Source organism: Pseudomonas sp. TMW 2.1634, assembly GCF_001703595.1.
Lineage (GTDB): Bacteria > Pseudomonadota > Gammaproteobacteria > Pseudomonadales > Pseudomonadaceae > Aquipseudomonas > Aquipseudomonas fragi.
In genome coordinates this window covers 4,459,369-4,485,241 of sequence record NZ_CP016849.1, presented here as the reverse complement: position 1 = coordinate 4,485,241, position 25,873 = coordinate 4,459,369, and the positions used below count along the sequence as shown (strand labels likewise).

General features: G+C 54.8%; 37 protein-coding genes. 1 reads left to right on the top strand and 36 read right to left on the bottom strand.

Features of this window, described 5'->3' with window-relative positions:
* Positions 1–111: 111 nt before the first annotated feature.
* Both BFC21_RS21290 and BFC21_RS21285 read right to left on the bottom strand, forming a co-directional pair.
* Entirely contained in the window at positions 112–636 is a 525-nt protein-coding gene (locus BFC21_RS21290; protein ID WP_016779190.1) for a single-stranded DNA-binding protein, read from the bottom strand.
* A gap of 9 nt (positions 637–645) precedes the next feature.
* The gene (locus BFC21_RS21285; RefSeq protein WP_016779189.1) at positions 646–2,037 is read right to left on the bottom strand and encodes an MFS transporter; all 1,392 of its coding nucleotides are present in this window, start codon (positions 2,035–2,037) and stop codon (positions 646–648) included.
* 197 nt (positions 2,038–2,234) lie between these two features.
* Here BFC21_RS21285 and uvrA point away from each other — a divergent pair, with 197 nt between their 5' ends.
* Positions 2,235–5,069 (top strand): excinuclease ABC subunit UvrA, encoded by a 2,835-nt coding sequence (uvrA, locus tag BFC21_RS21280; RefSeq protein WP_088378841.1) that lies wholly within the window; start codon positions 2,235–2,237, stop codon positions 5,067–5,069.
* 181 nt (positions 5,070–5,250) lie between these two features.
* On the opposite strand, the gene bfr is transcribed toward uvrA, so the two are convergent.
* The 34 genes from bfr to rpsL all read right to left on the bottom strand — a co-directional run bounded on the left by bfr (position 5,251) and on the right by rpsL (position 25,679).
* Entirely contained in the window at positions 5,251–5,715 is a 465-nt protein-coding gene (gene bfr, locus BFC21_RS21275) for a bacterioferritin (RefSeq protein WP_016779187.1), read from the bottom strand.
* Between the two features lie 155 nt (positions 5,716–5,870).
* Entirely contained in the window at positions 5,871–7,319 is a 1,449-nt protein-coding gene (locus BFC21_RS21270) for a catalase (protein ID WP_088378840.1), read from the bottom strand.
* A gap of 173 nt (positions 7,320–7,492) precedes the next feature.
* Positions 7,493–7,879: a 50S ribosomal protein L17 gene (rplQ, locus tag BFC21_RS21265; protein WP_016779185.1), complete on the bottom strand. Its 387-nt coding sequence runs from the start codon at positions 7,877–7,879 to the stop codon at positions 7,493–7,495.
* A gap of 42 nt (positions 7,880–7,921) precedes the next feature.
* Positions 7,922–8,923, bottom strand: a complete 1,002-nt coding sequence (gene rpoA / locus BFC21_RS21260; RefSeq protein WP_003176403.1) for a DNA-directed RNA polymerase subunit alpha — start codon at positions 8,921–8,923, stop codon at positions 7,922–7,924.
* Positions 8,924–8,945: 22 nt separating this feature from the next.
* Positions 8,946–9,566, bottom strand: coding sequence for a 30S ribosomal protein S4 (rpsD, locus tag BFC21_RS21255; protein ID WP_003444359.1), 621 nt, complete (start codon positions 9,564–9,566; stop codon positions 8,946–8,948).
* Positions 9,567–9,583: 17 nt separating this feature from the next.
* Positions 9,584–9,973: a 30S ribosomal protein S11 gene (gene rpsK / locus BFC21_RS21250; RefSeq protein ID WP_007924177.1), complete on the bottom strand. Its 390-nt coding sequence runs from the start codon at positions 9,971–9,973 to the stop codon at positions 9,584–9,586.
* Positions 9,974–10,003: 30 nt separating this feature from the next.
* Complete coding sequence (rpsM, locus tag BFC21_RS21245; RefSeq protein ID WP_016779184.1) at positions 10,004–10,360, bottom strand: 30S ribosomal protein S13; 357 nt, start codon at positions 10,358–10,360, stop codon at positions 10,004–10,006.
* Positions 10,361–10,489: 129 nt separating this feature from the next.
* Positions 10,490–10,606, bottom strand: a complete 117-nt coding sequence (gene rpmJ / locus BFC21_RS21240) for a 50S ribosomal protein L36 (RefSeq protein ID WP_002555468.1) — start codon at positions 10,604–10,606, stop codon at positions 10,490–10,492.
* Positions 10,607–10,638: 32 nt separating this feature from the next.
* On the bottom strand, positions 10,639–11,967 hold the full coding sequence (secY, locus tag BFC21_RS21235; RefSeq protein ID WP_029611193.1) for a preprotein translocase subunit SecY: 1,329 nt from the start codon (positions 11,965–11,967) through the stop codon (positions 10,639–10,641).
* Positions 11,968–12,405, bottom strand: coding sequence for a 50S ribosomal protein L15 (rplO, locus tag BFC21_RS21230; RefSeq protein ID WP_016779182.1), 438 nt, complete (start codon positions 12,403–12,405; stop codon positions 11,968–11,970). It abuts the gene before it with no gap.
* A gap of 3 nt (positions 12,406–12,408) precedes the next feature.
* Positions 12,409–12,585, bottom strand: coding sequence for a 50S ribosomal protein L30 (rpmD, locus tag BFC21_RS21225; RefSeq protein ID WP_003186033.1), 177 nt, complete (start codon positions 12,583–12,585; stop codon positions 12,409–12,411).
* Between the two features lie 2 nt (positions 12,586–12,587).
* Positions 12,588–13,088, bottom strand: a complete 501-nt coding sequence (gene rpsE, locus BFC21_RS21220; protein ID WP_003186035.1) for a 30S ribosomal protein S5 — start codon at positions 13,086–13,088, stop codon at positions 12,588–12,590.
* A gap of 3 nt (positions 13,089–13,091) precedes the next feature.
* The gene (rplR, locus tag BFC21_RS21215) at positions 13,092–13,442 is read right to left on the bottom strand and encodes a 50S ribosomal protein L18 (RefSeq protein WP_016779181.1); all 351 of its coding nucleotides are present in this window, start codon (positions 13,440–13,442) and stop codon (positions 13,092–13,094) included.
* 10 nt (positions 13,443–13,452) lie between these two features.
* Positions 13,453–13,986: a 50S ribosomal protein L6 gene (rplF, locus tag BFC21_RS21210; RefSeq protein WP_016779180.1), complete on the bottom strand. Its 534-nt coding sequence runs from the start codon at positions 13,984–13,986 to the stop codon at positions 13,453–13,455.
* Between the two features lie 12 nt (positions 13,987–13,998).
* The gene (rpsH, locus tag BFC21_RS21205) at positions 13,999–14,391 is read right to left on the bottom strand and encodes a 30S ribosomal protein S8 (protein WP_003444366.1); all 393 of its coding nucleotides are present in this window, start codon (positions 14,389–14,391) and stop codon (positions 13,999–14,001) included.
* A gap of 211 nt (positions 14,392–14,602) precedes the next feature.
* Positions 14,603–14,908 (bottom strand): 30S ribosomal protein S14, encoded by a 306-nt coding sequence (gene rpsN, locus BFC21_RS21200; protein WP_003444367.1) that lies wholly within the window; start codon positions 14,906–14,908, stop codon positions 14,603–14,605.
* Positions 14,909–14,921: 13 nt separating this feature from the next.
* Positions 14,922–15,461 carry a 50S ribosomal protein L5 gene (gene rplE / locus BFC21_RS21195; RefSeq protein ID WP_003444368.1) on the bottom strand — a complete coding sequence of 180 codons (540 nt, stop codon included), beginning with the start codon at positions 15,459–15,461 and terminating at the stop codon, positions 14,922–14,924.
* Positions 15,462–15,483: 22 nt separating this feature from the next.
* Positions 15,484–15,798, bottom strand: coding sequence for a 50S ribosomal protein L24 (gene rplX / locus BFC21_RS21190; RefSeq protein ID WP_016779179.1), 315 nt, complete (start codon positions 15,796–15,798; stop codon positions 15,484–15,486).
* 11 nt (positions 15,799–15,809) lie between these two features.
* Positions 15,810–16,178 carry a 50S ribosomal protein L14 gene (gene rplN / locus BFC21_RS21185; protein ID WP_002555479.1) on the bottom strand — a complete coding sequence of 123 codons (369 nt, stop codon included), beginning with the start codon at positions 16,176–16,178 and terminating at the stop codon, positions 15,810–15,812.
* A gap of 23 nt (positions 16,179–16,201) precedes the next feature.
* Complete coding sequence (gene rpsQ, locus BFC21_RS21180; RefSeq protein ID WP_003194644.1) at positions 16,202–16,468, bottom strand: 30S ribosomal protein S17; 267 nt, start codon at positions 16,466–16,468, stop codon at positions 16,202–16,204.
* 2 nt (positions 16,469–16,470) lie between these two features.
* Positions 16,471–16,662: a 50S ribosomal protein L29 gene (gene rpmC, locus BFC21_RS21175; RefSeq protein WP_003444371.1), complete on the bottom strand. Its 192-nt coding sequence runs from the start codon at positions 16,660–16,662 to the stop codon at positions 16,471–16,473.
* Entirely contained in the window at positions 16,662–17,075 is a 414-nt protein-coding gene (gene rplP / locus BFC21_RS21170) for a 50S ribosomal protein L16 (RefSeq protein ID WP_016779178.1), read from the bottom strand. Before rplP ends, rpmC begins: the two co-directional genes overlap by 1 nt.
* A 12-nt stretch (positions 17,076–17,087) precedes the next feature.
* On the bottom strand, positions 17,088–17,774 hold the full coding sequence (gene rpsC / locus BFC21_RS21165; RefSeq protein ID WP_003176422.1) for a 30S ribosomal protein S3: 687 nt from the start codon (positions 17,772–17,774) through the stop codon (positions 17,088–17,090).
* 13 nt (positions 17,775–17,787) lie between these two features.
* On the bottom strand, positions 17,788–18,120 hold the full coding sequence (gene rplV / locus BFC21_RS21160; protein WP_003444373.1) for a 50S ribosomal protein L22: 333 nt from the start codon (positions 18,118–18,120) through the stop codon (positions 17,788–17,790).
* Between the two features lie 13 nt (positions 18,121–18,133).
* The gene (gene rpsS / locus BFC21_RS21155) at positions 18,134–18,409 is read right to left on the bottom strand and encodes a 30S ribosomal protein S19 (RefSeq protein ID WP_003232420.1); all 276 of its coding nucleotides are present in this window, start codon (positions 18,407–18,409) and stop codon (positions 18,134–18,136) included.
* Positions 18,410–18,425: 16 nt separating this feature from the next.
* Positions 18,426–19,250 (bottom strand): 50S ribosomal protein L2, encoded by an 825-nt coding sequence (gene rplB / locus BFC21_RS21150; RefSeq protein ID WP_016779177.1) that lies wholly within the window; start codon positions 19,248–19,250, stop codon positions 18,426–18,428.
* A 14-nt stretch (positions 19,251–19,264) separates the two neighbouring features.
* Positions 19,265–19,564 (bottom strand): 50S ribosomal protein L23, encoded by a 300-nt coding sequence (rplW, locus tag BFC21_RS21145; protein ID WP_003444375.1) that lies wholly within the window; start codon positions 19,562–19,564, stop codon positions 19,265–19,267.
* Positions 19,561–20,163, bottom strand: a complete 603-nt coding sequence (rplD, locus tag BFC21_RS21140; protein WP_016779176.1) for a 50S ribosomal protein L4 — start codon at positions 20,161–20,163, stop codon at positions 19,561–19,563. Before rplD ends, rplW begins: the two co-directional genes overlap by 4 nt.
* Positions 20,164–20,175: 12 nt before the next feature.
* Complete coding sequence (gene rplC / locus BFC21_RS21135; protein ID WP_016779175.1) at positions 20,176–20,811, bottom strand: 50S ribosomal protein L3; 636 nt, start codon at positions 20,809–20,811, stop codon at positions 20,176–20,178.
* A gap of 81 nt (positions 20,812–20,892) precedes the next feature.
* Positions 20,893–21,204 (bottom strand): 30S ribosomal protein S10, encoded by a 312-nt coding sequence (gene rpsJ / locus BFC21_RS21130; protein WP_003186070.1) that lies wholly within the window; start codon positions 21,202–21,204, stop codon positions 20,893–20,895.
* Positions 21,205–21,348: 144 nt separating this feature from the next.
* Positions 21,349–22,542, bottom strand: a complete 1,194-nt coding sequence (gene tuf, locus BFC21_RS21125) for an elongation factor Tu (protein WP_016779174.1) — start codon at positions 22,540–22,542, stop codon at positions 21,349–21,351.
* 35 nt (positions 22,543–22,577) lie between these two features.
* The gene (fusA, locus tag BFC21_RS21120) at positions 22,578–24,683 is read right to left on the bottom strand and encodes an elongation factor G (protein ID WP_094999500.1); all 2,106 of its coding nucleotides are present in this window, start codon (positions 24,681–24,683) and stop codon (positions 22,578–22,580) included.
* A gap of 30 nt (positions 24,684–24,713) precedes the next feature.
* A complete protein-coding gene (gene rpsG / locus BFC21_RS21115) occupies positions 24,714–25,184 on the bottom strand; it encodes a 30S ribosomal protein S7 (protein WP_016779172.1) in 471 nt (156 codons plus the stop codon).
* A gap of 123 nt (positions 25,185–25,307) precedes the next feature.
* Positions 25,308–25,679, bottom strand: a complete 372-nt coding sequence (rpsL, locus tag BFC21_RS21110; protein WP_002555494.1) for a 30S ribosomal protein S12 — start codon at positions 25,677–25,679, stop codon at positions 25,308–25,310.
* Positions 25,680–25,873 lie beyond the last annotated feature (194 nt).

The following is a 25,873-nucleotide window of genomic DNA, read 5'->3' as shown; positions in this document are numbered from 1 at the left end:
CTGATGAAAACCACACTTCAAGGTTAAAAACTTTACGCCGCAAAGCCATAAAAAAAGCCCCTAAACCGGGGCTTTCAAGCTGAATCTTTACATCTATGTCTCAGGTAATTCTCAGAACGGGATATCGTCATCAAAGCTGTCGAAATCCGGAGCTGGCTGCGGTGCCTGCTGTTGCGGTGCAGGACGCGACTGCTGCTGTTGTTGCGGTGCAGGGCGTTGAGCCTGCTGACGCGGAGCCGACTGTTGTTGCTGGTAGTTGTTGCCACCACCCTGGTTTTGCTGGTCGCCCTGTGGACGGCCACCCAGCAGCTGCATGGTGCCTTGCATGTCGACCACGATTTCAGTGGTGTAACGCTTGATACCGTCTTTTTCCCACTCGCGGGTTTGCAGCTTGCCTTCGATGTACACCTGCGAACCCTTGCGCAGGTATTCGCCGGCAATTTCGGCCACTTTGCCGAACATCGATACACGGTGCCATTCAGTCTTTTCGACTTTCTGGCCGGTTTGCTTGTCAGTCCACTGTTCGCTGGTTGCCAGACTCAGGTTGGTCACGGCATTACCGTTAGGCAAGTAGCGAACTTCGGGATCCTGGCCGCATGTGCCGACCAATATAACTTTGTTAACCCCACGGGCCATAACGTTCTCCTAGGCTTCGCACGTCGGCGCTGGGTTAACCAACTGCTCGAGTGTCGCGCGATCCAATAGTTCGGTGTCCAATTTGATATAAATCGCGGACTCTTCAGCCACGATCACTGCATCTGTAACGCCAGTAACAGCCTTCAAACGCTCAGCCAGACCTGCTTCGCGCAGCGCCTCAGGTGATAACGGCAGGCGCAGGCTTGTTACATACGGTGGTTCGCGCATGGTAACAGCAAAGGCTAGCCAGAGTGCAGCCAGACCTGCGCATCCAAGGAACACAACCGACAAACCGCCATGCTGGAACAACCAGCCGCCGAGGATGCCGCCCAGTGCCGAACCGAGGAATTGGCTGGTGGAATAAACCCCCATTGCCGTGCCCTTGCCGCCTGCGGGTGAAACTTTGCTGATCAGCGAAGGCAGTGAAGCCTCCAACAGGTTGAACGCGGTGAAAAACACCACGGTGCCGATCACCAACGCCCGCAAACTGTCGCCGAACTTCCAGAAGAATAGCTCAGTGAGCATCAACGTAACGACGGCACCGAGCAAAACTCGTTTCATTTTGCGTTTCTTTTCGCCGTAGATGATGAACGGGATCATGGCGAAAAAAGAAATCAGCAAGGCTGTCAGGTACACCCACCAGTGCTGCTCCTTGGGCAGGCCGGCCTTTTCGACCAGCGCCAGCGGCAAGGCGATAAAGCTCGACATCAACATGGCGTGCAACACAAAAATGCCAAGGTCCAGGCGCAACAGGTCAGGGTGACGCAAGGTTGGCAGCAACGCCTGCTTCGCCACACCGGACTCACGATGCTGCAAGGTCCCGGTGGAACGCGGCACCATAAACATCACGATCACGATCCCGCACAGAGCCATTGCCCCCGTGGCCAGAAACAGCCCAGACAACCCGAATGCACGGGTCAGCAACGGTCCCACCACCATAGCGACAGCAAAGGACAAACCGATGGTCATGCCGATCATGGCCATCGCCTTGGTGCGATGCTGTTCACGGGTCAGGTCTGACAGCAACGCCATGACGGCTGCAGAAATCGCCCCTGCGCCTTGCAGGATACGTCCCGCAATAACGCCCCAGATCGAATCGGAATTGGCCGCCAGTACACTGCCCAGCGCAAAGACAATCAAGCCCAGGTAAATCACCGGGCGCCGTCCAATACGGTCGGAAATGATCCCGAACGGGATTTGAAAAATCGCCTGGGTCAGGCCATAAGCGCCAATTGCCAAGCCTATAAGGGCAGGCGTCGCGCCAGCCAGGTCCATCCCATAGGTCGCCAGCACCGGCAACACCATAAACATGCCCAGCATACGGAAGGCGAACACAAGGGCCAGACCGCTTGCTGCTCGGGTCTCGCCGCTGCTCATGCGTTCGCTGTGGGGATCGTGCATGGAAAAACCTCATGTGAACCGGCGGCGATTCTATCAGTCCCATCGAGTAACAGCACATACACGAGAGCGCCGCGACGCTTTGTCACGCAAAAGTTATAAAGGCTGCTTGAATGACATCGGGCCATCAAGGCCTGCACAGCTTTCACACAGATCCGTATACTCATTCGTTTACGTTATGCCCGCCAAGCGAGGCCGCAGTGGACAAGATCCTGATACGTGGGGCACGAACCCACAACCTGAAGAACATCGACCTGACCCTGCCAAGGGACAAACTGATCGTCATCACCGGACTGTCTGGCTCCGGCAAATCATCCCTGGCGTTTGACACCTTGTACGCCGAGGGCCAGCGACGGTATGTCGAGTCGCTGTCAGCCTATGCGCGGCAATTTCTGTCGATGATGGAAAAGCCTGACGTGGACACCATCGAGGGTCTGTCGCCGGCGATTTCCATCGAACAGAAATCGACCTCGCACAACCCGCGCTCCACCGTCGGCACCATCACCGAGATCTACGATTACCTGCGCCTGCTATATGCCCGCGTCGGTATCCCGCGCTGCCCGGACCACGATATTCCTCTGGAAGCGCAGACCGTCAGCCAGATGGTCGACCTGGTGTTGGCGCAGCCTGAAGGCAGCAAATTGATGCTGCTCGCACCGGTGATTCGCGAGCGCAAGGGCGAACACCTGTCGGTGTTTGAAGAGCTGCGCGCCCAGGGCTTTGTTCGCGCCCGGGTCAACGGCAAGCTCTGTGAGCTGGACGAGCTGCCCAAGCTCGACAAACAGAAAAAACACTCCATCGATGTGGTGGTCGACCGCTTTAAAGTGCGCGCCGACTTGCAACAGCGCCTGGCCGAGTCGTTCGAGACCGCGCTGAAGCTGGCCGATGGCATTGCCCTGGTCGCGCCGATGGATGATGAGCCCGGCGAAGAGATGATCTTCTCCGCACGCTTTGCCTGCCCGATTTGCGGCCACGCGATCAGCGAGCTGGAACCCAAGCTGTTCTCCTTTAACAACCCGGCAGGTGCATGCCCGACCTGCGATGGTTTGGGGGTCAAGCAGTTCTTCGATATCAAGCGCCTGGTCAATGGCGAGCTGACCCTGGCCGAGGGTGCGATACGCGGCTGGGACAGGCGTAACGTGTACTACTTCCAGATGCTCGGAGCGCTGGCCAAGCATTACGACTTCAGCCTTGAAGTGCCGTTCAGCGAGCTGGCGGCCGACAAGCAAAAGGTCATCCTGTATGGCAGCGGCACGCAAAACGTGGATTTCCGCTATCTGAACGATCGCGGCGATATCGTCAAACGCGCGCACCCGTTCGAAGGCATCGTGCCGAACCTCGAACGCCGCTACCGCGAAACCGAGTCGGCGACCGTGCGCGAAGAACTGGCCAAGTTCCTCAGCACCCAGTCCTGCCCGGATTGCCGCGGTACCCGACTGCGTCGTGAAGCCCGTCATGTATGGGTCGGCGAAAAAACCCTGCCAGCGGTCACCAGCCTGCCTATCGGTGATGCTACCGAATACTTCAGCACATTGAGCCTGACCGGGCGTCGTGGCGAAATCGCCGACAAAATCCTTAAGGAAATTCGCGAACGCCTGCAGTTTTTGGTGAATGTGGGGCTCGACTATCTGTCCCTGGACCGTAGTGCCGATACGCTGTCGGGCGGTGAAGCCCAACGTATTCGTCTGGCCAGCCAGATTGGCGCGGGTCTGGTCGGAGTGCTGTATATCCTCGACGAGCCCTCTATCGGCCTGCATCAGCGCGATAACGATCGCCTGCTGGGCACCCTCAAGCATCTGCGTGATATCGGCAACACCGTGATTGTGGTGGAGCACGACGAAGACGCCATCCGCCTGGCGGACTATGTGGTAGACATCGGCCCCGGTGCAGGTGTGCATGGCGGCCATATCGTCGCGCAAGGCACACCGGCCGAGGTAATGGCCCACCCTGACTCCCTGACGGGCAAATACCTGTCGGGCCGGGTGAAGATTGCCGTGCCTGCCAAGCGCACGCCGCGCAACAAGAAGCTGACACTGTCGCTCAAGGGCGCTCGTGGTAATAACCTGCGCAATGTGGATCTGGAAATCCCCATCGGCCTGTTGACCTGTGTCACCGGGGTGTCCGGCTCAGGCAAATCGACCCTGATCAACAACACGCTCTACCCGCTCAGCGCCACGACCCTCAATGGCGCGACCACGCTGGAAGCGGCGGCGCACGACAGCATCAAGGGGCTGGAGCATCTGGACAAGGTCGTCGATATCGACCAAAGCCCGATCGGCCGCACCCCGCGCTCCAACCCTGCAACCTACACCGGGTTGTTCACGCCAATCCGTGAGCTGTTCTCGGGCGTGCCTGAATCGCGCTCGCGGGGTTACGGCCCCGGGCGTTTCTCCTTCAACGTGAAGGGCGGACGCTGCGAGGCCTGTCAGGGTGATGGCCTGATCAAGGTAGAAATGCACTTCCTACCAGACATCTATGTGCCGTGCGATGTGTGCAAGAGCAAGCGCTATAACCGTGAAACCCTTGAGATCAAATACAAGGGCAAGAGCATTCACGAAGTGCTGGAAATGACCATCGAGGAAGCGCGGGAGTTCTTCGACGCAGTGCCTGCACTGGCGCGTAAGCTGCAAACGCTGATGGATGTAGGCTTGTCCTATATCAAGCTCGGACAATCCGCCACCACGCTGTCAGGCGGTGAGGCGCAGCGGGTCAAGTTGTCCCGCGAGCTGTCCAAGCGTGATACCGGCAAGACCCTGTATATCCTCGATGAGCCTACAACCGGTTTGCACTTTGCCGATATCCAGCAATTGCTGGATGTGCTGCATCGTCTTCGCGACCACGGTAATACCGTAGTCGTGATCGAGCACAACCTGGACGTCATCAAGACAGCTGACTGGCTGGTGGATCTTGGGCCGGAGGGAGGGTCCAAGGGTGGGCAGATTATTGCTACCGGTACACCGGAAGAAGTAGCCGAGATGAAGCAATCTCACACGGGCTTCTACCTGAAGCCACTGTTGATTCGCGACAAGGCTTAAATCGCGGTAAGAAAAAGCCCCTGCCATCGTGAGATGGCAGGGGCTTTTTACTGAGCACTAATCAATCTCTTGTGGGAGCGGGCTTGCTCGCGATGGCAGCGATGCGGCGCATCAGAAAGACTGCGTTGCCTGCATCGCGGGCAAGCCACGCTCCCACCAAAAGCATCTCAGCGTCCCTGGATCAGAACTGCGATTGCAGGTAGTTCTGCAAACCAATCGACTTGATCAGGCCCAGCTGTTTTTCCAGCCAGTAGGTGTGATCTTCTTCTGTGTCTGCCAGTTGAACACGCAGCATGTCGCGGCTCACATAGTCCTTGTGCAGCTCGCACAGGGCGATGCCCTTGCACAGCGCGGCACGGACCTTGTATTCAAGACGCAGGTCGGCAGCGAACATCTCAGGCACCGTGGTGCCCACATCCAGGTCATCCGGGCGCATGCGCGGGGTGCCTTCGAGCATCAGAATCCGGCGCATCAACGCATCAGCGTGTTGTGCCTCTTCTTCCATTTCGTGGTTGATGCGTTCGTACAACTTGGTAAAGCCCCAATCCTCGTACATACGGGAATGGACGAAATATTGGTCACGCGCAGCCAATTCGCCGGTCAGCAACGTGTTGAGATAATCGATTACATCCGGGTGGCCTTGCATCGCCTTACATCTCCCTGCTTGAAAGACTGTAGTTTGAACCAAGCCGACTGAGAGGTCACGGCCAAATCGCAATAAAACCCCTGTTTTGAAGAGAAAACAGGGTTAAAAAACGCAAAAACCGCCCAATTGAGGGCGGTTCTGCTTCTCACTTAGAGTTAGTTACGCTGTACACCCAGGGCCTTGGCAACACCATCGCCATAAGCCTGATCAGCATTGTAGAAATGCTGCAACTGACGCTCGACGACATCCGCCGTCACACCAGCCATAGCCCCTGCAATATTGTTGATCAGCAGCGCTTTCTGCTCGTCGTTCATCAGACGGAACAGGGCACCGGCGTGGCTGTAGTAATCGCTGTCAACACGATGATCGTAGCGATCAGCGGCGCCACTCAGGGCCAACGGTGGCTCAGCGTATTGAGGCGCTTGCTTTGGTGCGTCGCCATAACTGTTTGGTTCGTAGTTCGGTGCAGCGCCACCATTGTTACCGAAGGCCATCGAGCCATCGCGCTGATAGTTATGCACAGGTACCCGTGGCGAGTTGATAGGCAGGTGCTGGTGGTTGGTGCCTACACGGTAGCGATGGGCATCGGCATACGCGAACACACGTCCTTGCAGCATACGGTCAGGCGACAGGCCCACACCGGGGACCATGTTGCTAGGGCCAAACGCTGCCTGCTCAACCTCAGCAAAGTAATTCAACGGGTTGCGGTTCAACTCCAGCTCACCGATCTCAATGAGCGGGAACTCTTTCTGCGACCAGGTCTTGGTCACGTCAAACGGGTTCTCGTAGTGAGCCGCCGCCTGGGCTTCGGTCATGACCTGCATGCACACGCGCCATTTCGGGAAGTCACCACGCTCGATGGCACCAAACAGATCGCGCTGCGCGTAATCCGGGTCGGTACCGGCAAGGCGTGCAGCCTCTGCAGGTGGCAAGTTCTTGATGCCCTGCTTGGTTTTGTAGTGCCATTTGACCCAGTGACGCTCACCCGCAGCATTGATCAGGCTGTACGTATGGCTGCCGAAGCCATGCATATGACGGTAACCATCAGGAATCCCGCGATCGGAAAACAGGATGGTGACCTGGTGCAGCGACTCCGGGGAGTGCGACCAGAAGTCCCACATCATCTGCGCACTTTTCAGGTTGCTTTGCGGCAGGCGTTTTTGGGTGTGGATAAAATCGGGAAACTTCAAAGGGTCGCGGATAAAGAACACCGGGGTGTTGTTACCAACAATGTCCCAGTTGCCTTCCTCGGTGTAAAACTTCAGGGCGAAACCACGAGGGTCACGCTCTGTGTCTGCCGAGCCGCGCTCACCGCCTACGGTGGAGAAACGCAGAAAGGTCGGGGTTTGCTTGCCGATGGTGTCAAACAGCTTGGCGCTGCTGTACTGAGCCATGTCCCGGGTCAGGGTGAAGGTACCGTGGGCACCCGATCCCTTGGCGTGTACGCGACGCTCAGGAATGTTTTCACGGTTGAAGTGCGCGAGCTTTTCAATCAGGTGAAAGTCATCGAGAAGCAAAGGGCCACGAGGGCCGGCAGAACGAGAATTCTGGTTATCAGCAACTGGAGCGCCGCTGGCGGTTGTAAGCGTTTTGGTCTGGCTCATGTGTTTGCTTCCTCAGTCAGTCTTTGTACTGCCGGCTAATCGGCTGACGAGGAGTATTGACCATGAACTACACATGGGCAAATGCATTAAATGATCAGGATCAATAGATAATGATAATCGAACGCGCACAAAAAACCGGGCACTAGGCCCGGTTCTTTGTAGAGACTGACGTCTTACTCAGCGGATACAGCTTCACCGCCAACTGGACGATCAACCAACTCGACGTACGCCATAGGCGCGTTGTCGCCAGCGCGGAAACCGCACTTGAGGATGCGCAGGTAGCCACCCTCACGAGTTGCATAACGCTTGCCCAGATCGTTGAACAGCTTACCAACCATGGCTTTCGAACGAGTACGGTCGAAGGCCAGACGGCGGTTAGCAACAGAATCAATCTTGGCCAGAGTAATCAGCGGCTCAGCAACGCGACGCAGTTCTTTGGCTTTCGGCAGAGTCGTTTTGATCAGCTCGTGCTCGAACAACGACACTGCCATGTTTTGAAACATAGCCTTGCGGTGCGAGCTAGTGCGGCTCAGGTGACGACCACTTTTACGATGACGCATGGTTCATTCCTTACCAAACACAACGTTCGGTGATTACGACGATCAGGCAGTCGCCTTGTCGTCCTTCTTAAGACTTGCAGGCGGCCAGTTGTCGAGGCGCATGCCGAGGGACAGACCACGGGAGGCCAGAACGTCCTTGATTTCAGTCAAGGATTTCTTGCCCAGGTTCGGAGTCTTCAACAGTTCTACTTCGGTGCGCTGAATCAGGTCACCAATGTAGTAAATGTTCTCCGCCTTAAGGCAGTTGGCCGAACGCACGGTCAGTTCCAGATCGTCAACAGGACGAAGCAGGATCGGATCGATCTCGTCTTCCTGCTCGATTACCACTGGCTCGCTGTCACCTTTGAGGTCGACGAATGCAGCCAACTGCTGTTGCAGGATGGTTGCAGCACGACGAATGGCCTCTTCAGGATCCAGTGTACCGTTGGTTTCCAGATCAATAACCAGCTTGTCCAGGTTAGTGCGCTGCTCGACACGGGCGTTTTCCACCACGTATGCGATACGGCGAACCGGGCTGAACGAAGAATCCAGCTGCAAGCGACCAATGCTGCGGCTTTCGTCTTCATCGCTCTGACGCGAGTCTGCTGGTTCATAACCACGACCACGAGCTACGGTGAGCTTCATGTTCAAGGCGCCGTTAGACGCCAGGTTGGCGATTACGTGATCGGGATTAACGATCTCGACATCATGATCCAGCTGAATATCGGCAGCGGTAACCACCCCCGAACCCTTCTTCGACAAGGTCAGCGTAACTTCGTCACGGCCGTGCAGCTTGATAGCCAGACCTTTAAGGTTCAACAGGATTTCAATTACGTCTTCCTGTACACCTTCGATGGCGCTGTACTCGTGGAGCACACCGTCAATCTCGGCCTCGACTACTGCACAGCCTGGCATTGAGGACAACAGGATGCGGCGCAGCGCGTTGCCCAGGGTGTGGCCAAAACCACGCTCGAGAGGCTCGAGAGTGATTTTAGCGCGGGTTGGACTGACAACTTGCACATCAATATGGCGAGGTGTCAGGAACTCATTTACCGAAATCTGCATGGATGCACCTATTTTCTAGCCCTTACTTGGAGTAGAGCTCGACAATCAGGCTTTCGTTGATGTCGGCGGACAGATCACTGCGAGCAGGAACGTTCTTGAAAACGCCCGACTTCTTCTCAGTGTCTACTTCTACCCATTCTACGCGGCCACGTTGGGCACACAGATCGAGAGCTTGGACAATGCGAAGCTGGTTCTTTGCTTTCTCGCGGATAGCGACCACGTCACCAGCACGAACCTGGTAGGACGGAACGTTTACGGTCTGACCGTTAACGCTGATCGACTTGTGCGATACCAACTGACGAGATTCGGCACGAGTAGAACCGAAACCCATACGGTATACGACGTTATCCAGGCGGCATTCGAGCAGTTGCAGCAGGTTTTCACCGGTTGCACCTTTTTTGCCAGCAGCTTGTTTGTAGTAGCCGCTGAACTGACGCTCGAGAACGCCGTAGATACGACGGACCTTCTGCTTTTCACGCAGTTGGGTACCGTAGTCGGATTGGCGACCGCGGCGTTGGCCGTGGATGCCTGGAGCAGCTTCAATATTGCACTTCGATTCGATAGCGCGCACACCACTCTTCAGGAAGAGATCAGTGCCTTCACGACGTGCCAGTTTGCATTTTGGACCAATGTAACGAGCCATTCTTTACAGTCTCCTGATTACACGCGGCGCTTCTTCGGCGGACGGCACCCGTTGTGCGGGATTGGCGTCACGTCGGTGATGCTGGCGATCTTATAGCCACAGCCGTTCAAAGCACGGACAGCGGACTCACGACCTGGACCTGGGCCCTTGACGTTAACGTCAAGGTTTTTCAGGCCATATTCCAGCGCAGCTTGACCAGCACGTTCAGCAGCTACTTGAGCAGCGAACGGGGTGGACTTGCGTGAACCGCGGAAACCCGAACCACCAGAGGTAGCCCAAGAAAGCGCGTTACCCTGACGATCCGTGATGGTCACGATGGTGTTGTTGAAAGACGCGTGGATGTGGGCGATGCCATCAACCACTGTCTTTTTAATTTTTTTACGAGGACGAGCAGCAGGTTTTGCCATGACTAAATTCCTGTCGATTCGCTGGTGCGATTACTTGCGGATCGGCTTACGCGGACCTTTGCGAGTACGCGCGTTGGTCTTGGTACGCTGACCGCGCACTGGAAGACCACGACGATGGCGCAGACCGCGGTAGCAGCCCAGGTCCATCAAGCGTTTGATTTTCATGTTGACTTCACGACGCAGGTCACCTTCAGTGGTGAACTTCGCCACTTCGCCACGCAGCAACTCAATCTGCTCGTCGCTCAGATCCTTGATCTTAGCGGCTGGGTTTACACCAGCATCCGCACAGATTTTCTGTGAGGTAGTGCGACCAACACCATAGATGTAGGTCAGCGAGATAACAGTGTGCTTGTTATCTGGAATGTTAACGCCTGCAATACGGGCCATTCAGTGGGACTCCAATTGACAGCTACCTACGCCCCGGAAGCCAAGAAATAGGGCGCGAGATAATATCGCTGTAATAACAAATAATCAACCCAGCAGCGCACTAGCTGCTGGGCTTCAAACAGATCACACTCAGCCTTGGCGCTGTTTGTGACGTGGTTCCGCGCTGCAAATTACCCGAACAACACCTTCGCGGCGAATAATCTTGCAGTTACGGCACAGCTTTTTCACCGATGCACGAACTTTCATCACCAACTCCTCTCACCTTACGGGGTAGTACTTCAGCGGAGCATGCCGCTGCCGTAGCCCTTCAGGTTGGCTTTCTTCATCAGGGATTCGTACTGGTGCGAAACGAGGTGCGATTGTACTTGGGACATGAAGTCCATAACAACCACAACAACGATCAGCAACGAGGTCCCGCCAAGGTAGAACGGAACGTTTGCCGCAACCACCAGGAACTGGGGCAACAGGCACACGGCCGTCATATAAAGAGCACCGAACAGAGTCAAACGAGTCAAAACGCCATCAATATAGCGTGCCGACTGCTCACCTGGACGGATACCCGGAATAAAGGCACCGGACTTCTTCAGGTTTTCCGCTACGTCTTTCGGATTGAACATCAACGCCGTATAGAAGAAGCAGAAGAAAATAATCCCTGCACTAAACAGCAGAATATTCAACGGCTGACCAGGAGCGATCGACTGCGAGATGTCCTGCAACCAGCCCATACCTTCAGACTGACCGAACCAGGCACCCAGCGAAGCCGGGAACAGCAAAATGCTGCTCGCAAAAATAGCCGGGATAACGCCGGCCATATTCACTTTCAGCGGTAGGTGGCTAGTCTGCGCAGCAAACACCTTGCGGCCCTGCTGACGCTTGGCGTAGTGAACAGCAATACGACGCTGGCCACGCTCAATGAACACCACAAAACCGATAATCGCTACTGCCAGCAAACCGATAGCAACCAGGGCGAAGATATTGATATCGCCCTGACGTGCAGACTCGAAAGACTGCCCGATTGCTCTCGGAAGACCGGCGACGATACCCGAAAAAATCAACATCGAGATACCGTTGCCAACACCACGCTCAGTAATCTGCTCACCCAGCCACATCATGAACATTGCACCCGCCACAAACGTGGTTACTGCAACGAAATGGAAGCCCAGGTCACCAGTGAACGCTACGCCCTGCCCTGCCAGACCAATGGACATGCCAATAGCCTGGACAAGAGCAAGAACGACAGTGAGGTAGCGGGTGTACTGGCTAATCTTGCGACGGCCAGCTTCACCTTCCTTCTTCAACTGCTCCAGTTGCGGGCTGACAGCGGACATAAGCTGCATGATGATCGATGCCGAAATGTACGGCATGATCCCCAGCGCAAAAATACTCATCCGCTCCAGCGCGCCGCCGGAAAACATGTTGAACAAGCTAAGTATGGTCCCCTCATTCTGTCGAAACAGGTCCGCCAGCCGGTCCGGGTTAATACCTGGAACTGGGATGTGTGCGCCTATCCGGTAGACGATAATCGCCAGGAATAGAAAACGCAGTCGAGCCCAGAGCTCGGATAACCCGCCTTTGCTGAGCGCTGAGAGAGCACCTTGCTTAGCCATTTATTCCTCGAACTTGCCGCCAGCTGCTTCGATAGCCGAACGCGCACCTTTGGTGGCGCCGATTCCCTTGCCGATTGTGACAGCGCGAGTCACTTCACCGGACAGCATGATTTTCACACGCAGTACGTTGACGTTGATCACGTTGGCATCTTTCAGGGTCTGCACAGTTACGATGTCGCCTTCCACTTTAGCCAGCTCGGACAAACGCACTTCTGCGCGATCCATGGCTTTCAGGGATACGAAACCGAACTTAGGCAGACGGCGATGCAGTGGCTGTTGGCCGCCTTCAAAGCCTGGAGCGATGGTGCCACCGGAGCGGGAAGTCTGACCTTTGTGACCACGGCCACCAGTCTTACCCAAACCACTACCGATACCACGGCCCGGACGATGCTTTTCGCGACGGGAACCCGGCGCTGGACTCAGATCATTGAGTTTCATCGATTAACCCTCTACACGCAGCATGTAGTAAGCCTTGTTGATCATCCCGCGATTCTCGGGAGTATCAAGTACTTCTACAGTGTGACCGATGCGACGCAGACCCAGACCCTTAACGCACAGTTTGTGGTTAGGGATGCGGCCGGTCATGCTTTTGATCAGCGTTACTTTAACGGTAGCCATGATCAGAAGATCTCCTTGACGCTTTTGCCACGCTTGGCGGCAATAGATTCAGGAGACTGCATAGCTTTCAAACCTTTAAAAGTGGCGTGAACCACGTTTACCGGGTTAGTCGAGCCGTAGCACTTAGCCAGTACGTTCTGAACGCCAGCAACTTCGAGGACAGCACGCATAGCGCCGCCAGCGATGATACCGGTACCTTCAGAAGCAGGCTGCATGTAAACCTTGGAAGCGCCGTGGGCGGATTTCATGGCGTACTGCAGAGTGGTGCCGTTCAGGTCCACTTGGATCATGTTGCGGCGAGCAGCTTCCATTGCCTTCTGGATCGCAGCAGGCACTTCACGTGACTTGCCACGGCCGAAGCCAACGCGCCCTTTACCATCACCAACCACGGTCAACGCGGTGAAAGTGAAGATACGGCCGCCTTTAACGGTTTTGGCTACGCGGTTAACTTGAACCAGCTTCTCGATGTAGCCTTCGTCGCGCTTTTGGTCGTTATTTGACATAACTTAGAACTCCAGCCCAGCTTCACGAGCAGCCTCAGCCAGCGCTTTCACGCGGCCGTGGTACTTGAAGCCAGAGCGGTCGAAAGCCACCTGCGAGACGCCAGCGGCTTTTGCACGCGTAGCGACCAGCTGGCCAACCTTTGTGGCCGCGTCGATGTTGCCAGTGGCACCATCACGCAGTTCTTTGTCCAAAGTCGAGGCGCTTGCCAGGACTTTGCTGCCGTCGGCCGAGATGACCTGGGCGTATATGTGCTGTGCCGAGCGGAACACGCAGAGACGCACGACTTCTAGTTCGTGCATTTTCAGACGTGCTTTGCGAGCGCGGCGCAGGCGAGTAACTTTTTTGTCGGTCATTTGCTATGCCCTACTTCTTCTTGGCTTCTTTACGACGGACGACTTCGTCCGCGTAACGTACACCCTTGCCTTTATAAGGCTCTGGCGGACGGAAACCGCGGATCTCAGCGGCCACCTGACCTACCAGCTGCTTATCAATACCCTTGATCAGGATATCGGTTTGGCTAGGAGTCTCAGCGGTGATGCCTTCCGGCAACTCGTAATCCACTGGGTGCGAGAAGCCAAGAGCCAGGTTCAGCACTGTGCCTTTTGCTTGCGCTTTGTAACCAACACCGACCAGCTGGAGCTTGCGCTCGAAGCCTTGGCTTACGCCTTGGACCATGTTGTTTACCAACGCACGAGTGGTACCAGCCATTGCGCGAGTTTGTTGATCGCCATTGCGAGCAGCGAAACGCAGCTCACCAGCTTCTTCAACAATCTCAACGGACGAATGGATGTTCAGTTCTAGAGTACCCTTGGCACCCTTCACCGAAAGCTGTTGGCCGGCGAATTTTACTTCGACACCAGCTGGCAGCTTAACGGGGTTCTTAGCGACGCGTGACATGCTTATCCCCCCTTAGAACACAGTGCAAAGAACTTCGCCGCCGACACCGGCAGCGCGCGCAGCACGATCCGTCATCACACCTTTGCTGGTGGAGACGATAGACACACCCAGACCGCCACGAACTTTCGGCAGATCTTCGGAGGACTTGTACTGACGCAGGCCTGGACGGCTAACGCGCTTAACTTCTTCGATAACCGAACGGCCTTCGAAGTACTTCAGCTCGATAGACAGCAGTGGCTTGATTTCGCTGCTGATCTGATAATCCGCGATGTAACCTTCGTCTTTGAGAACTTTGGCTACAGCTACCTTCAACGTGGAAGATGGCATGCTTACGACGGACTTTTCAGCCATCTGGGCATTACGGATTCGAGTTAGCATGTCCGCTAACGGGTCCTGCATACTCATGGGCTAGACGCTCCTGATACAAAAAGAATTAGCCTTGCGGCTACAACTGTCGCCGAGTACTCAATGCTTAAAAAGCACGGGCTCAGGCGAGCCGGTCATTCTAGACACACGCCAGAAATGAATCAAGCCCCAATAGGGGCTTGATTCATATTCAAGGTCACCGGCTGTCAGGATCTTGCAACCCTGACAGGGGTAACTTTGCCTGTACGCCTTACCAGCTGGCTTTAACCAGACCTGGTACGTCGCCACGCATTGCTGCTTCACGCAATTTGTTACGGCCAAGGCCGAACTTGCGGTAAACACCATGCGGACGGCCAGTCAGGCGGCAGCGGTTACGCATGCGCGCAGCGCTTGCGTCACGTGGCTGCTTCTGCAGAGCAACTTGAGCTTCCCAACGTGCTTCTGGACTTGCGTTCAGATCCACGATGATAGCTTTCAGTGCTGCACGCTTCTTGGCGAACTTGGCAACCGTGAGCTGACGTTTCAGCTCGCGGTTTTTCATGCTCATCTTAGCCATGGTCCTACTCCAATCAGTTGCGGAACGGGAATTTGAAAGCACGCAGCAAGGCGCGACCTTCATCATCCGTCCGAGCAGTGGTGGTCAGGGTAATGTCCAGACCGCGGAGAGCATCGATTTTGTCGTAGTCGATTTCCGGGAAGATGATCTGCTCTTTAACGCCCATGCTGTAGTTACCACGACCATCGAAGGACTTGGCATTCAGGCCGCGGAAGTCGCGTACCCGAGGCAGGGAGATCGACAGCAGACGATCCAGGAATTCGTACATACGCTCACGGCGCAGAGTAACCTTAACGCCGATCGGCCAGCCTTCGCGAACTTTGAAGCCTGCGATGGACTTGCGAGCGTAGGTCACTACACATTTTTGACCCGTGATTTTTTCCAAATCAGCTACAGCGTGCTCGATGATTTTCTTATCACCGATCGCTTCGCCCAAACCCATGTTCAGGGTGATTTTGGTAACGCGCGGAACTTCCATCACGTTCGAAAGCTTAAGTTCTTCCTTAAGTTTCGGAGCGATTTCCTTCCGGTAAATCTCTTTTAGTCGTGCCATGGTCTCATCTACCTAGCAGTGTTCAAGCATCAACCGCTTTTTGGGTCGACTTGAAGACACGAATTTTTTTGCCTTCTTCTACTTTGAAACCAACGCGATCTGCTTTGCTGGTTTCGCTGTTGAAGATGGCCACGTTAGAAGCGTCCAGTGGAGCTTCTTTCTCGACGATACCGCCTTGTACGCCCGACATCGGGTTAGGCTTGGTATGACGCTTAACCAGGTTCAGACCGCCAATAACCAGACGGTTGTTAGCGAGAACCTTAAGCACCTTACCGCGCTTACCTTTGTCTTTGCCGGCGATCACGATGATCTCGTCGTCACGACGAATCTTTTGCATGTCGGATCTCCTTACAGCACTTCTGGGGCGAGCGAGACGATCTTCATGAACTTCTCAGTACGAAGTTCACGGGTCACTGGCCCAAAGATACGGGTGCCGATCGGCTCTTGCTTGTTGTTCAGAAGAACAGCAGCGTTGCCATCAAAGCGGATAATGGAGCCATCAGCACGACGTACGCCGTGACGAGTGCGGACTACAACAGCAGTCATCACTTGGCCTTTTTTCACTTTACCGCGAGGAATTGCTTCCTTCACGGTAACTTTGATGATGTCACCGATACCAGCGTAACGACGATGGGAGCCACCCAGCACCTTGATGCACATAACGCGGCGTGCGCCGCTGTTATCGGCCACATCGAGCATGGATTGAGTCTGAATCATATAATTTCTCCGACCCCTAGTCCTTAGACTTCCACAGCGCGTTCGAGAACATCAACCAGGGCCCAAGACTTGGTCTTGGCCATCGGACGAGTTTCACGAATAGTGACTTTGTCGCCGATGTGGCACTGATTGGTTTCGTCGTGCGCGTGCAGCTTAGTCGAACGCTTAACGTATTTACCGTAGATCGGGTGCTTAACGCGACGCTCGATCAGTACGGTGATGGTTTTGTCCATCTTGTCGCTGACAACACGGCCAGTCAGCGTACGGACAGTCTTTTCGGCTTCAGCCATGATTACTTACCTGCCTGCTGTTTGAGCACAGTCTTCACGCGAGCGATGTCACGCTTAACTTGCGAGAGCAGATGCGACTGCCCCAACTGGCCAGTTGCTTTCTGCATACGCAGATTGAACTGGTCGCGCAGCAAGCCGAGCAGTTGCTCGTTCAGCTGCTGTGCGGATTTTTCACGAAGTTCATTCGCTTTCATCACATCACCGTCCGTTTAACAAAGGAGGTGGCGAGCGGCAGCTTTGCAGCAGCCAGGGCGAAAGCCTCACGCGCCAGCTCTTCAGTAACACCCTCGATTTCATACAGGACTTTGCCTGGCTGAATCTGGGCAACCCAATATTCCACGTTACCCTTACCTTTACCCATACGAACTTCTAGGGGCTTCTTGGAAATAGGCTTGTCCGGGAATACACGGATCCAGATCTTGCCGCCACGCTTAACGTGACGGGTCAGTGCACGACGCGCTGATTCGATCTGACGAGCGGTGAGACGACCACGAGCAACAGACTTCAGCGCGTATTCGCCGAAGCTGACTTTGCTACCGCGCAATGCCAAGCCACGGTTGTGGCCAGTCATTTGCTTGCGGAACTTCGTACGCTTAGGTTGTAACATTTGGCGTACCCCTTACTTAGCAGCTTTTTTACGAGGCGCTGGTGCTTGTGGCTTCAGTTCTTCTTGGCGACCACCAATTACTTCGCCTTTGAAGATCCAAACCTTTACACCGATCACACCGTAAGTGGTGTGAGCTTCGTAGTTGGCATAGTCGATGTCGGCACGCAGGGTGTGCAATGGCACACGACCTTCGCGATACCATTCAGTACGTGCGATTTCAGCACCGCCGAGACGACCGCTCACTTGGATTTTGATGCCTTTGGCACCAATGCGCATAGCGTTCTGTACAGCGCGTTTCATCGCGCGACGGAACATTACACGACGCTCCAGCTGCTGAGCTACGCTCTGCGCAACCAGCATACCGTCGAGTTCCGGCTTGCGGATCTCTTCGATATTGATGTGCACAGGCACACCCATTTGCTTGGTCAGGTCCTGACGCAGTTTCTCAACATCTTCACCTTTCTTCCCGATAACGATACCTGGACGAGCGGTGTGGATGGTGATACGTGCAGTTTGGGCCGGACGATGGATATCGATACGGCTTACGGACGCGCTTTTTAGTTTGTCTTGGAGGTATTCACGCACCTTCAGATCAGCGAACAAGTAGTCCGCATAAGTCCGGCCGTCTGCGTACCAGACGGAGGTGTGCTCCTTGACGATTCCCAGGCGAATGCCAATGGGATGTACTTTCTGACCCATCTCTTCGACTCCGTTACTTGTCAGCAACCTTGACAGTGATATGGCAAGACCGCTTGACGATGCGATCAGCGCGGCCTTTGGCACGCGGCATGATGCGCTTCAGCGAACGCCCTTCGTTGACGAAAACGGTGGCGACTTTCAAGTCGTCAACGTCTGCGCCTTCGTTATGCTCGGCGTTGGCTACGGCCGACTCCAGCACTTTCTTGATGATCTCGGCGGCTTTCTTGTTGCTGAAAGCCAACAGGTTGAGCGCTTCGCCCACCTTCTTCCCGCGGATCTGGTCGGCGACCAAGCGGGCTTTCTGGGCGGAGATTCGAGCGCCCGACAACTTAGCGGCTACTTCCATCGTTCCTTACCCCTTAACGCTTGGCTTTCTTGTCTGCCACGTGCCCACGATAAGTGCGGGTACCGGCAAACTCGCCTAGTTTATGGCCAACCATGTCTTCGTTCACGAGAACTGGGACATGAAGACGACCGTTATGCACAGCGATGGTCAGACCGACCATTTGTGGCAGGATCATCGAACGACGCGACCAGGTTTTCACCGGTTTGCGATCGTTCTTTTCCGCCGCCACTTCGATCTTCTTCAGTAGGTGAAGATCAATAAAAGGACCTTTTTTCAGAGAACGTGGCACTGTCGTATCCCTCTATTTACTTGCGACGACGGACGATCATTTTGTCGGTACGCTTATTACCACGAGTCTTCGCGCCCTTAGTCGGGAAGCCCCATGGCGATACCGGATGACGACCACCAGAGGTACGACCTTCACCACCACCATGTGGGTGGTCAACCGGGTTCATGGCAACACCACGAACGGTTGGGCGAACGCCACGCCAGCGTTTGGCACCAGCTTTACCCAGCGAACGCAGGCTGTGCTCGGAGTTCGAGACTTCACCCAGGGTCGCACGGCATTCAGCCAGGACTTTACGCATTTCACCAGAGCGCAGACGCAGGGTCACATAGACACCATCACGAGCGACCAGCTGAGCCGAAGCACCAGCGGAACGTGCGATTTGCGCGCCTTTACCCGGCTTCAATTCGATGCCGTGTACGGTGCTACCAACTGGAATGCTGCGCAGTTGCAACGAGTTACCCGGCTTGATTGGGGCCAAAGCACCCGAAATCAGCTGGTCGCCAGCACTCACGCCTTTAGGGGCGATGATGTAGCGGCGCTCGCCGTCTGCGTACAGCATCAGAGCGATGTGAGCAGTACGGTTTGGATCGTATTCGATACGCTCAACAGTGGCTGGAATGCCATCTTTGTCGTTGCGACGGAAGTCGACCATACGGTAATGCTGCTTATGACCACCACCGATGTGACGAGTGGTAATACGGCCATTGTTGTTACGACCACCAGACTTCGATTTCTTCTCGAGCAGCGGTGCGTGAGGAGCGCCTTTATGCAGCTCCTGGTTGACCACCTTGACCACATGACGGCGGCCAGGGGAAGTCGGTTTGCATTTAACGATTGCCATGATGCACCCCTTCCTTACTCAGCACTGCTGCTGAAATCGAGATCTTGGCCTGGCTGAAGGGAGATTACTGCCTTCTTCCAGTCATTACGCTTGCCCACGCCGCGAGCGGTGCGCTTGCTCTTACCCAGAACGTTCAGGGTAGTAACACGCTCAACTTTCACGCTGAACAGGCTTTCGACGGCCTTCTTGATTTCCAGCTTGGTTGCATCAGTAGCAACCTTGAAAACGAACTGGCCTTTCTTGTCTGCCAGAACCGTAGCCTTCTCGGAAACGTGCGGGCCAAGCAGAACTTTAAATACGCGTTCCTGGTTCATCCCAGCAGCTCCTCGAATTTCTTCACGGCCGACACGGTGATCAACACCTTGTCGTATGCGATCAGACTAACTGGATCGGAACCTTGCACGTCACGTACATCAACGTGTGGCAGGTTACGAGCAGCCAGGTACAGGTTCTGATCAACACCTTCAGACACGATCAGGACATCAGTCAGACCCATGCCATTCAGCTTGTTGAGCAGATCTTTGGTTTTCGGTGCTTCAACAGCGAAGTCCTGAACCACGACCAGACGATCAGTACGCACCAGCTCAGCAAGGATGGAACGCATTGCTGCGCGATACATCTTCTTGTTCAGCTTCTGAGAGTGATCCTGTGGACGAGCTGCGAAAGTGGTACCGCCGCCACGCCAGATTGGGCTACGGATAGTACCGGCACGAGCACGGCCAGTACCTTTCTGACGCCAAGGGCGCTTACCGCCACCACGAACGTCGGAACGGGTCTTTTGCTGCTTGCTACCTTGACGGCCGCCGGCCATGTAGGCCACGACTGCTTGGTGAACCAGCGTCTCGTTGAATTCGCCGCCGAAAGTCAGTTCGGAAACTTCGATCGCTTGAGCGTCATTTACATTTAATTGCATGTCAGCTTCCCCTTAACCGCGAGCCTTGGCCGCTGGACGTACAACCAGGTTGCCGCCAGTAGCGCCAGGAACAGCACCCTTGACCAACAACAGATTGCGTTCAGCGTCGACGCGCACTACTTCCAGGGACTGCACGGTCACGCGCTCAGCGCCCATATGACCGGACATTTTTTTGCCCTTGAATACACGACCAGGAGTCTGGCACTGGCCAATAGAGCCCGGGACGCGGTGGGAAACGGAGTTACCGTGAGTGTTGTCTTGGCCACGGAAATTCCAACGCTTGATCGTACCCTGGAAGCCTTTACCTTTGGACTGACCGGTTACATCAACCAGTTGGCCAGCGGTGAAGATTTCAGTGTTGATCAGATCGCCAGCCTGGTACTCGCCTTCTTCAAGGCGGAATTCCATTACGGTACGACCGGCGGCAACGTTTGCTTTAGCGAAGTGACCCGCTTGAGCAGCTGTTACACGCGAAGCGCGACGCTCGCCGACAGTGACTTGCACTGCACGATAGCCATCGGTTTCTTCAGTTTTGAACTGGGTGACGCGATTCGGCTCGATCTCAATGACCGTGACCGGAATGGAGACACCTTCTTCGGTGAAAATACGGGTCATACCGCATTTACGACCGACTACACCAATAGTCATGTTGTAAACCTCATGAGTGTACGGGGCTTTCACCCGCTATGGCCGCCCATTTCAGAGCGTTACACGACTAAGACCCAAGTCTTAGCCGAGGCTGATCTGCACTTCCACACCGGCCGCAAGATCAAGCTTCATAAGTGCATCAACGGTTTTATCCGTTGGCTGGACGATGTCCAGTACGCGCTTATGAGTACGGATCTCGTACTGGTCACGCGCGTCTTTGTTGACGTGCGGGGAGACCAGAACGGTGAACCGCTCTTTACGGGTAGGCAGTGGAATTGGACCACGCACTTGAGCACCAGTACGTTTCGCGGTTTCCACGATTTCCTGGGTTGATTGGTCGATCAGGCGATGGTCAAAAGCCTTCAACCTGATACGGATTTGCTGATTTTGCATTGGATTTCAGACTCCAGATTGCTGTTCCCACCGAGCGCAATACGCCCGTTAAAAGGAGGCGCAATTCTATAGACGACCCCAGTAGGTGTCAACTCAATAAAAAAAGCCCCCGCTGAGCGGGGGCTTTTTTCAGGCAAACATCACTTACGCGATGATTTTGGCTACAACGCCAGCGCCAACGGTACGACCGCCTTCACGGATTGCGAAACGCAGACCGTCTTCCATTGCGATGGTTTTGATCAGGGTAACAACCATTTTGATGTTGTCGCCCGGCATTACCATCTCAACGCCTTCCGGCAGTTCGCAGTTACCAGTTACGTCAGTAGTACGGAAGTAGAACTGAGGACGGTAGCCTTTGAAGAACGGAGTGTGACGACCGCCTTCTTCTTTGCTCAACACGTACACTTCAGCTTCGAAGGTAGTGTGTGGCTTAACCGAGCCTGGCTTAACCAGAACCTGGCCACGCTCTACGTCGTCACGCTTGGTGCCGCGCAGCAGCACGCCGCAGTTCTCGCCCGCACGACCTTCGTCGAGCAGCTTACGGAACATTTCAACGCCGGTGCAGGTGGTAACAGTAGTGTCACGCAGACCAACGATTTCCAGCGGATCTTGAACGCGAACGATACCGCGCTCGATACGACCGGTAACAACAGTACCACGACCCGAAATCGAGAATACGTCTTCGATTGGCATCAGGAATGGCTTGTCGATTACGCGAACTGGATCTGGAATGTAGGTGTCCAGAGTTTCAACCAGTTTACGAACGGCAGTGGTGCCCATTTCGTTGTCGTCTTTGCCTTCCAGCGCCATACGAGCCGAACCGATGATGATCGGAGTGTCGTCGCCTGGGAAGTCGTAAGTCGACAGCAGGTCACGAACTTCCATCTCAACCAGTTCCAGCAGCTCAGCGTCGTCTACCAGGTCAGCCTTGTTCAGGAAAACCACGATGTACGGAACGCCAACCTGACGGGACAGCAGGATGTGCTCACGGGTTTGTGGCATCGGACCATCAGCGGCCGAACAAACCAGGATCGCGCCGTCCATCTGGGCAGCACCGGTGATCATGTTCTTCACGTAGTCAGCGTGACCTGGGCAGTCAACGTGAGCGTAGTGACGAATGTGCGAGTTGTATTCAACGTGCGCAGTGTTGATCGTGATACCACGAGCTTTTTCTTCTGGCGCGCTGTCGATTTTATCGAAGTCAACGATTGCCGAACCGAAAACTTCGGAGCAAACACGGGTCAGAGCTGCAGTCAGCGTGGTTTTACCATGGTCAACGTGACCGATAGTGCCAACGTTGACGTGCGGTAGGGAACGATCAAATTTTTCTTTAGCCACGACAATTAACTCCTTGCCTAAAGGACTGAACTAAATCAGCCTTGTTTTTTAGTAACAGTTTCGACGATGTGCGCCGGAGCTGTATCGTATTTTTTGAATTCCATAGAGTAGCTTGCGCGACCCTGGGACATGGAACGAACGTCGGTCGCATAACCGAACATTTCACCCAACGGTACTTCAGCACGAATTACTTTGCCGGAGACCGTATCTTCCATACCCTGGATCATGCCGCGACGACGGTTCAAGTCGCCCATCACGTCACCCATATAGTCTTCAGGTGTAACAACCTCTACCGCCATGATCGGCTCAAGCAGCTCACCGCCACCTTTGGTAGCCAGTTGCTTGGTCGCCATGGAAGCAGCCACCTTAAACGCCATCTCGTTGGAGTCGACGTCGTGGTAAGAACCATCAAACACGGTAGCCTTCAGGCCGATCAGCGGATAGCCGGCAACAACACCGTTCTTCATCTGCTCTTCGATACCCTTCTGGATAGCCGGGATGTATTCCTTAGGAACCACACCACCTACCACTTCGTTCACGAACTGCAGACCTTCCTGACCTTCGTCAGCAGGTGCAAAACGAATCCAGCAGTGGCCGAACTGACCACGACCGCCGGACTGACGAACGAACTTGCCTTCGATCTCACAGTTCTTCGTGATGCGCTCACGATACGAAACCTGAGGCTTACCGATGTTGGCTTCGACGTTGAACTCACGGCGCATCCGGTCAACCAGGATGTCCAGGTGCAGCTCGCCCATGCCAGAGATGATCGTTTGACCAGTCTCTTCATCAGTTTTAACGCGGAAAGATGGATCTTCCTGAGCAAGTTTGCCCAGTGCAACACCCATTTTTTCCTGGTCATCCTTGGTCTTAGGCTCTACGGCAACCGAAATAACCGGCTCCGGGAAGTCCATGCGAACCAGAATGATTGGCTTGTCAGCGTTGCACAGAGTCTCACCAGTGGTGACGTCCTTCATGCCGATCAAGGCCGCGATGTCACCAGCGCGTACTTCCTTGATCTCTTCACGGGCGTTTGCGTGCATTTGCACCATACGACCCACGCGCTCTTTCTTGCCTTTAACCGAGTTGATCACGCCGTCGCCGGAGTTCAACACGCCCGAGTAAACACGGACGAAGGTCAAGGTACCCACGAATGGGTCGGTAGCGATCTTGAACGCCAGAGCCGAGAACGGCTCGTTGTCGTCTGCATGACGCTCCAGCTCGATAGTCTCGTCATCCGGGTCAGTACCCTTGATGGCAGGAATATCGGTTGGTGCAGGCAGGAAGTCGATAACGGCGTCGAGAACCAGGGGAACACCCTTGTTCTTGAAGGAAGAACCGCAAACAGCCAGGACGATCTCACCAGCGATAGTACGCTGACGCAGAGCCGCCTTGATTTCCGCGATGGTGAACTCTTCACCTTCGAGGTACTTGTTCATCAGCTCTTCGTTGGCTTCGGCCGCAGCCTGAACCATGTTGTCGCGCCACTCGTCAGCAAGATCTTTCAGCTCAGCTGGAATCTCTTTGCGAACAGGAACCATACCTTTGTCAGCATCGTTCCAGTACACAGCTTCCATGTTGATCAGATCGATCTGACCCTGGAAGTTGTCTTCGGAACCGATAGCCAACTGGATTGGAACTGGAGTGTGGCCCAGACGCTTCTTGATCTGCTCGATAACGCGCAGGAAGTTAGCGCCAGCACGGTCCATCTTGTTTACGTAAACAAGACGTGGAACGCCGTATTTGTTGGCTTGACGCCATACGGTTTCCGACTGAGGCTCAACGCCCGAGGTACCACAGAACACAACGACCGCGCCGTCGAGTACACGCAGGGAACGTTCAACTTCAATGGTGAAGTCAACGTGGCCCGGGGTATCGATTACGTTGAAGCGGTGCTCGTCTTTGTACTGCTTGGCAGAACCTTTCCAGAAGGCGGTAATGGCAGCAGAAGTAATGGTAATACCACGCTCCTGCTCCTGAACCATCCAGTCTGTGGTCGCGGCGCCATCATGCACCTCGCCCATTTTGTGACTTTTGCCAGTGTAAAACAGTACGCGCTCGGTGGTGGTGGTTTTACCAGCATCCACGTGAGCGACGATACCGATGTTACGGTAGCGACTAATCGGAGTAGTACGAGCCATAAAGCCCTCGCAAAATTAGTGAAGCTGAAATTAGAAGCGGTAGTGCGAGAAAGCTTTGTTAGCTTCGGCCATACGGTGCACGTCTTCACGCTTCTTAACAGCAGCACCTTTACCTTCGGCAGCGTCCAACAGTTCGCCAGCCAAACGCAGAGCCATAGACTTCTCGCCGCGCTTGCGGGCGAAGTCTACCAACCAGCGCATTGCCAGGGCGTTACGACGGGACGGACGAACTTCGACCGGAACCTGGTAAGTAGCACCGCCTACACGGCGCGACTTCACTTCGACCAGCGGAGCGATGGCGTCGAGAGCTTTCTCGAAGAGTTCCAGGGGATCGCTGTTCTTGCGTTCTTTAACCTTTTCCAGCGCGCCATAAACGATACGCTCGGCAACGGCTTTCTTGCCGCTTTCCATCACGTGGTTCATGAACTTGGCCAGAATTTGGCTTCCGTATTTTGGATCGTCAAGCACTTCGCGCTTGGCTGCTACGCGTCTTCTTGGCATGGATAAGCCCTCAAACGGTCTTCAGGTTAGCTCGGAACCATTACATCTGAAAGATGCAGGTCCGACCTTACTCTTATCGACTCAGAAAAAAAGAAATCTGCATTATTTACCGGAAACCGAAGACTACTTCGGCTTCTTGGTACCGTACTTCGAACGACCTTGGTTACGACCTTTAACGCCGGAAGTATCCAAAGAGCCGCGAACGGTGTGATAACGAACACCTGGCAAGTCTTTTACACGACCGCCACGAATCAGTACCACGCTGTGTTCTTGCAGGTTGTGACCTTCACCACCGATGTACGAGGAAACCTCGAAACCGTTGGTCAGGCGCACACGGCATACTTTACGCAGTGCCGAGTTAGGTTTTTTCGGCGTAGTTGTATACACACGGGTGCATACGCCACGACGTTGCGGGCAGTTTTGCAGCGCAGGTACGTCGGATTTCTCGACGATACGCTTACGCGGCTGACGTACCAGCTGGTTGATAGTTGCCATCTACTAGCTCCACTGTTGTCTTGCGACGCTATTGTCTTGCAAGAAAAGCAAAATGGCAGGAACGAATTCCCGCCAAATTTAGGGGTACAAGAGTCTAAAGAGGATCTTGTCCCCAGTCAAGGCAAGGCCCCGACCTTCCTGCTCATCAAACCCAGACAAAATGTCTCGATTCGATGAACGGAACGGCCGGGGCC